General features: G+C 44.3%; 6 protein-coding genes. 2 read left to right on the top strand and 4 right to left on the bottom strand.

The genetic code is table 11. The annotated features are described in order from the left end of the window. Nucleotides 1-506: HEAT repeat domain-containing protein (locus PHU49_13080; GenBank protein ID MDD5244941.1), on the top strand; the 506-nt coding region annotated here is incomplete at its 5' end. A 98-nt stretch (nt 507-604) separates the two neighbouring features. Here the strand turns inward: PHU49_13080 and PHU49_13075 are convergent. Both PHU49_13075 and PHU49_13070 read right to left on the bottom strand, forming a co-directional pair. Beyond that, nucleotides 605-937: a type II toxin-antitoxin system HicB family antitoxin gene (locus tag PHU49_13075; GenBank protein ID MDD5244940.1), complete on the bottom strand. Its 333-nt coding sequence runs from the start codon at nt 935-937 to the stop codon at nt 605-607. Continuing rightward, a complete protein-coding gene (locus tag PHU49_13070; GenBank protein MDD5244939.1) occupies nt 934-1,194 on the bottom strand; it encodes a type II toxin-antitoxin system HicA family toxin in 261 nt (86 codons plus the stop codon). Before PHU49_13070 ends, PHU49_13075 begins: the two co-directional genes overlap by 4 nt. Before the next feature lie 143 nt (nt 1,195-1,337). Between PHU49_13070 and PHU49_13065 the strand changes: the two genes are divergently transcribed. Next, on the top strand, nt 1,338-5,648 hold the full coding sequence (locus tag PHU49_13065) for a PAS domain S-box protein (GenBank protein ID MDD5244938.1): 4,311 nt from the start codon (nt 1,338-1,340) through the stop codon (nt 5,646-5,648). Between the two features lie 134 nt (nt 5,649-5,782). Here the strand turns inward: PHU49_13065 and PHU49_13060 are convergent, their stop codons facing one another. Both PHU49_13060 and PHU49_13055 read right to left on the bottom strand, forming a co-directional pair. Beyond that, entirely contained in the window at nt 5,783-6,112 is a 330-nt protein-coding gene (locus tag PHU49_13060) for a hypothetical protein (GenBank protein MDD5244937.1), read from the bottom strand. Continuing rightward, the gene (locus PHU49_13055; protein MDD5244936.1) at nt 6,099-6,317 is read right to left on the bottom strand and encodes a hypothetical protein; all 219 of its coding nucleotides are present in this window, start codon (nt 6,315-6,317) and stop codon (nt 6,099-6,101) included. Before PHU49_13055 ends, PHU49_13060 begins: the two co-directional genes overlap by 14 nt. Between the last annotated feature and the right edge of the window lie 120 nt (nt 6,318-6,437).

Genomic DNA, 6,437 nt, shown 5'->3' with positions numbered 1-6,437 from the left:
TGGTTGCCATTGGTGAAGCCCTTAAAGTAGAACCTTTGATCGAAGGGCTGAAGGACAAAGACCCGGGTATCCGGGAATCCGCGTCTAAGGCGCTTGTTGAGATCGGTGAGCCTGCGGTAGAGCCCTTACTAAGATTGCTGGGTGACAAAGATCCAAATGTCCGGGAATCTGCAGCGAAAGCACTGTGTGAGATCGGTGAGCCTGCGGTAGAGCCTCTGATCCTTTCGTTGTGGGATGATGAAGAAGATGTCCTTAAAACCGTGTCAGAGATATTAGATAAGATAGATACCAACTGGGTTTCAAGAAAAGATACGTCAAAAAGATATCTGCGATACTTTTCAGAAGCGTTAAATAAAGGGAATACGCCTGTTAAACTCTATATAATAGGTGTCCTTGAAAAAATAGGCGACTTTGGTGTACCGGAATTGCTCGCAAAAGCATTGGAGGACAGGGACAGGGACGTTCGGCTGCGTGCGGCAAAAGCCCTTAAGAGAATTAAAGTTTAAGGAACACTGATATCAGACAATCCCGTATAAACATTATTTCTACTTCTGCTTTCTAATGTCTTTCACTATCACTATTCACGCTTCATGAGGAACAGGTTTTATGTCAGTTCCTTCTCGATAGCCCTTTTGATGAAATAATTCAGCGATATCCCTTTTGTAGTAGCCTTCTCAAGCGCCTTCATATGCAGATCCGGCGGGATACGGACATTAAAACTGCCTTTGCATGATTTTAACGGTTCTTTCCCTGCTTCTTTGCAGAGAAGAATATAATCTTCCACAGCCCCCGTAAAGGCCTTTTTCAATTCCTGCACACTTTTACCTTCAAAGGTGATGAGATCATTTACTCCTTCGATCCTGCCATGAAATACCTCATCGACGGCGCTATAATGTACCGAGCCAATGAAGCCTTTGTGTGTTATAATGTCTTTCATTGCACTATCCCCTGTTTTTTGAGTTCTTCAAGAACATCATCAAGCTGATACTGTTTAAGCTCGGAATGAGGGTGTGGTTTGTGCAGCCTGATAATATGCCGTGTCTTGTAATTTATAAATGCAACCCTCGATCCTGATGCCTTGCCTGTTTTTGCCTCCTCATATCCGTATGTCGATAAAAATCGTTTTAACTCGCTGTAAGTAAAATCCGTTGGCTTAGATAAAAACCGCTTCAGAAGCTTATCAGCTTTGCTCATAATTATTTTATTATAGCATATATTACACGATATGCAACTATTAATGTGTTGCAACACACAGAAAAAACCCTTGATAATAAGGCAATTTCCTTTATAATCGAATATATGGGGGAGTGTTAGATACGGGGAACGGGTTTTAAAACATGAAAACCTTATTTGAAGGGAAAAAATTATATGCCTTAATAATTGTGTTTTTCTTTATTATTACCTTTTTCATCGTATTTAACATCATACACAACCACTATAAGTATGTAGTAAAGAATACAATCGCTGAAAATACATTAAAGGCGCGTTTCTTCTCCTTGCTCATATTTGAGCATCAGAAGGCAACTATCGGTATCCTGGAATCCTATGCACAACGTTCGTCCTTTATTAATGTGGTAAAGAAGAAGGATTTCAATAACGCCATCTCTCACCTGAAATCCTTAAGCAAGCACTATAATGAAATCGATATCCTCTTTCTCACTGACCAATATGGAACCGTCTGGGCAAATTACCCGGTGGACAAAACAGGATTTGGTAAGAACCTTGCCTACCGTGACTGGTATAAAGGGGTAAGCAAGAAATGGAGACCCTATATTTCTACAGTATTCCGTTTGATTGTCCTGGAAAAAGATCTTGCTGTTGCCGTATCGGTACCGGTATTCGACAGAAATGGTAAGGTCATCGGGATACTTGGCAGCACCCAGCGTGCCCCCTTCCTCGCCACCTTCATCAACGGAAATATAACAAATCCCGAAAAAAGTATTACCCTCCTCGACCAGAAAGGGAACATCATATTCAGTAATTCTATTCTCTATCAGGAGAACATAACGAAATATCCTGACGCGCGCGTGCTGGAAAAAGCAGTTGCCGGAGTCTTTATTAATATGGATATTGCAGATGCAAAAGACAAGGGCAGCATCTCCTATGTATCCATTACACCTGTAAAGGGGATTGGCTGGTCAGTTATTGTTGGGCAGGAGAAAGACACAATCCTGAAGTCATTATACGGGTATTTCATCCGCTCCGCAGTTACAGGCTTCACCATATTCCTCTTCCTTGCAGTCTCTTTGCTCTATTTCAGGAGAGAGTACAAATACAGGAAAACAAAAGAGCTCCTCCAGGCAGAGGAAAAATACCGGAATATCTTCAATGATGCGATTCTCGGGATCTATCAGACAACCCCCGAGGGACGCTTTCTCAGTGCCAATCCTGCCCTTGCCCGGTTGTGTGGGTATGACACACCGGAAGAATTAACCAATTGCGTGACTGACCTTGCAACTCAGATATACGTCAATCCTGAAGATAGAGAAACCTTTAAAGGAATCCTCTCCAGGGAAGGAGTGGTCGAAAAGTTCGAGACCCGGCTTTGCAAAAAAAGTGGAGAGATAATCTGGGTTTCAATCAATGCCCATATTATAAAGGATGGACAAGGTAATATAACACATTACGAGGGTACAATTGAGGACATCACCGAGCGCAAGCGGGCAGAGGAGGCGCTGCGGGAGAACGAGGATAACTTCCGCCGTTCTCTGGACGACTCCCCGTTGGGGGTGCGCATTGTGACCATAGAAGGTGAGACCATTTATGCCAACCAGGCTATTCTGGATATCTATGGCTACGACAGCGTTGAGGAACTGAGAACAACCCCCGTCAAGAATCGCTATACGCCGCAGAGCTATGCAGAGTTTCAGATACGAATGAAGAAAAGACGACAAGGTAAGTATGACCCGTCCGAATATGGAATAAACATCGTAAAGAAAAATGGTGAAGTCCGCTATCTCCTGGTCTTCCGCAAGGAAATACTCTGGAACGGCGAAAGGCAATTTCAGACAATATACCAGGACATCACCGAGCGCAAGCGGGCAGAGGAGGCGCTGAGGGAGAACGAGGAGCGTTTGCGAACGATTGTTGAGGCGAGTCTGGACGCCATCATCGCCGTGAACGCCGAGGGGCAGCTCGTTCTTTTCAACAGCGCTGCCCAGGAGTTATTCCAGTATTCCGAAGAAGAAGCTTTGAATCAACCGGCCAACATCCTGCTGCGGGAGGAGATAGGCAAAATCCATCAAGAAAGGTTGAAGAGGTTTTTGAACACGGGCGTTGGACAATGTGGTCACATCGGAAGACGAACGGAAAAGCTCTTTCGCCGTAAGGATGGCTCCCTGTTTGAGGCCGAAGTCTCCATGTCGGGGGGCCGCCTTGATGGGCTGCGCTTGGTGGTCCTTGCGATTCACGACATTACCTCCCGCAAGCAGACAGAAAAAGCACTTCAAGAGAGCGAAATAAAATACCGCAATATCTTCAATGATGCGATTCTCGGAATCTACCAAACCACACCCGAGGGACGCATTCTAAACGCTAATCCTGCCCTTGTAAAGATGTATGGCTATGATACATCTGAAGAATTAATCAATGATGTAACTGCAACTCAGATGTACGTTAATCCTGAAGATAGAGAAATCTTTAAAAGAATCTTGTCAAAGGAAGGGGCGGTAGAAAAGTTCGAGGTACCGTTTCGGAAAACCCCAACCCATGAAAGTGGAGAGATATTCTGGGTTTCAATCAATGCCCATATTGTAAAGGATGGACAAGGTAATATAACACATTACGAGGGTACAATTGAGGACATCACCGAGCGCAAGCGGGTAGAGGAGGCGTTGAGGAAAAACCAGGAACAACTGAGAGATGCCCATCGACTGGCACATATAGGCATCTGGAATTGGATCGCTGACACAGACACCGTCACCTGGACAGAGGAGCTTTACCGTATCGTAGGCCTCGACCCGATGATTACAGCACCCACATATGCAGAACACCCCAACATTTATACCCCAGAAAGCTGGGATCGTCTGAAAGTAGCCGTCGAAAAAACACTGGAAACCGGTGCACCTCATCAGCTTGAGCTGGAACTAATCCGCCCGGACGGTACCACCCGATGGGTGAACACCTTTGGCGGCGCCACGTATGACAACCATGGACGGATCACGGGGCTTCGCGGTACGGTGCAGGACATCACCGAACGCAAGCTGGTGGAGAAGATGCTGGCAAAGAGCAGGGCCCTCCTCATAGAAGCTCAAGGAATGGCACATATTGGCCACTGGGAACTCGATACGTCCACCATGACAACCACATGGTCTGAGGAAATCTTCCACATATTTAGTCTTGACCCTGAAGAGGGCGAACCTTCCTTCGAAGCGCACCAGAAGGTTATCCACACCGATGACTGGGGTATCCTTAACAATGCAATGACAACAACAATTGTTGAAGGAATCCCCTTCGATATTGTGTTCCGGATACTTCGTCCAGATAAAACTATCCGATGGATGCACGCGATAGGATATCCAAAAAAGGACAGCGAAGGCAGAATTGTAAGCGTTTTTGGAACAGCCCAGGATATTACCGATATGAGATTAATCGAAGAGGCGCTACGGGAGAGAGAAGAGCACTATAGAATCCTCACTGAAAAGAACATTGCGGGTATATACCTCATCCAGGATGGATTGTTCAGATATGTAAACCCCACATTCTGTAGCATTTACGGGTATACCGGGAATGAGTTAGTTGATAAACTAAGTCCCCTGGATCTTGTTGTTGAGGAAGAGAGAGAGTTTGCCAATGATAGGATTCAGCAGCGCCTGTCAGGAGAGAAAGAGTCTGACCAATTCTCCATGAGGATCAGGAGGAAGGATGGTGAGATCCGCCTTCTTGAGATGTTTAGCTCGTATGCACTGTATGCAGGGAAACCTGCTGTTCTTGGGACCTGTATTGATATGACGGAGGCAAGGAGGGCCAATGAGGCGATAAAAAGATCACAAAAAGAGCTCCGGGCTCTTACTGCTTATCTTCAGAATATACGGGAAGAGGAGAGGACACAAATCGCCCGGGAGATCCACGATGAGCTTGGTCAGTCACTGACAGGCATCAAGATAGATATCTCCTGGCTCAAGAAAAAACTTAGTAATATAGTGGAACCGGCAGATCCCATACAGGCAAAGATTGATTCCCTCCTGACGTTGACTGAATCCACGATTGCAGTAACCCGTGAGCTCTCCCTCAGTCTGAGGCCCGGCATCCTTGACGATCTGGGTCTTGTGGTTGCAATCAACTGGCAGTTGAAGAGATTCCAGGAGAAGGCAGGGATTATCTGTATGCTCCAAACAGACGTAGCAGAGATAACAATCCCCACAGACTACGCTACTGCGCTGTTCCGTATATCCCAGGAATGTCTGACCAATATATCACGATATGCCAATGCCACAAAGGTGAAGATTGCACTTACGAAAGAGGGAGAAAACCTTGTTCTCGAGATAGAAGACAACGGCAAAGGCATTACAACGGAACAGATAAGAAACCCGCTTTCATTGGGCATACTGGGTATGAGGGAGAGGATTAAGAATCTCAAGGGCAAGTTCCACATCAGTGGCGCACCGGGGAAAGGAACGAAGGTAAGGGTGGAGTTGCCGATGAAATGAAACATGAAATTTGCGATTTGCGATTGCCAATTTGCAATTGAGATACCAGAAGGGATTTGTAATTGCCGATTTGCGATTTGCGATTTAAGATTGGACAAAACCTGTGATTCATTACTGGGTTAAGGGAGTGTGTGTTACGAATATACTTCTTCGTGGGGCCCAAAAGTGAAAAATATAATGGTGTTTGAATCCGTTTTCATACATATTTTTTGTGAACAGCCAACAAAACTTTTAAATTTCCTTGCCCTGCATTCTTCACACACTGAGAATATTACCCTGAATGATTTTGTAATTCTTGCTGAGCGCAATCCTTTGAGCTCCCCGATAAGCAATTCACTTTTACAATATGTATATGGATTTTTTGATAGCAGCATTATCTTGTTTTTAAGTGTTTTTTTAAGATGTCTGTATTTTTTGGATTGCTTGAGAAATTCAGGGGTAAAATATGTTTTATAGATTTTCAAAAACCTCTTCAAAAGTTAACATCTTTGTTCCTTTTTTCAGTTGTTTTTGCGCTCTTCTGATGGATTGGAATAACTCCCTATTTGACATTATATGTAAAGTTTCATTTATCTTTTGCCAGTCCGCCAGGCTTAAAACAACAGATTTTGTTTTGCCTTCCGGTGTCGTAATAAATTCAATACTCTGGAGCTCGATTGTTTGTGCCATAATGAATTCCCTTTCTTTTTTAAGAATAATCAATATATTATCAAGTGTCAATGGAAAAGGTTTTTATACATGAAAAAGGATTTGAAAAATCAGCTATCGGAAATCGCAAATGACAAGGTT

This window comes from Syntrophorhabdaceae bacterium, from assembly GCA_028713955.1.
Lineage (GTDB): Bacteria > Desulfobacterota > Syntrophorhabdia > Syntrophorhabdales > Syntrophorhabdaceae > UBA5609.
This window is presented reverse-complemented; position numbering and strand designations above follow the sequence as displayed.

Excerpts from the sequence above, each read along its gene's own strand:
- PHU49_13075 (MDD5244940.1), bottom strand. The coding sequence starts at position 937 with ATGAAAGACATTATAACACACAAAGGCTTCATTGGCTCGGTACATTAT.
- PHU49_13070 (MDD5244939.1), bottom strand. The coding sequence starts at position 1,194 with ATGAGCAAAGCTGATAAGCTTCTGAAGCGGTTTTTATCTAAGCCAACG.
- PHU49_13065 (MDD5244938.1), top strand. The coding sequence starts at position 1,338 with ATGAAAACCTTATTTGAAGGGAAAAAATTATATGCCTTAATAATTGTG.
- PHU49_13055 (MDD5244936.1), bottom strand. The coding sequence starts at position 6,317 with ATGGCACAAACAATCGAGCTCCAGAGTATTGAATTTATTACGACACCG.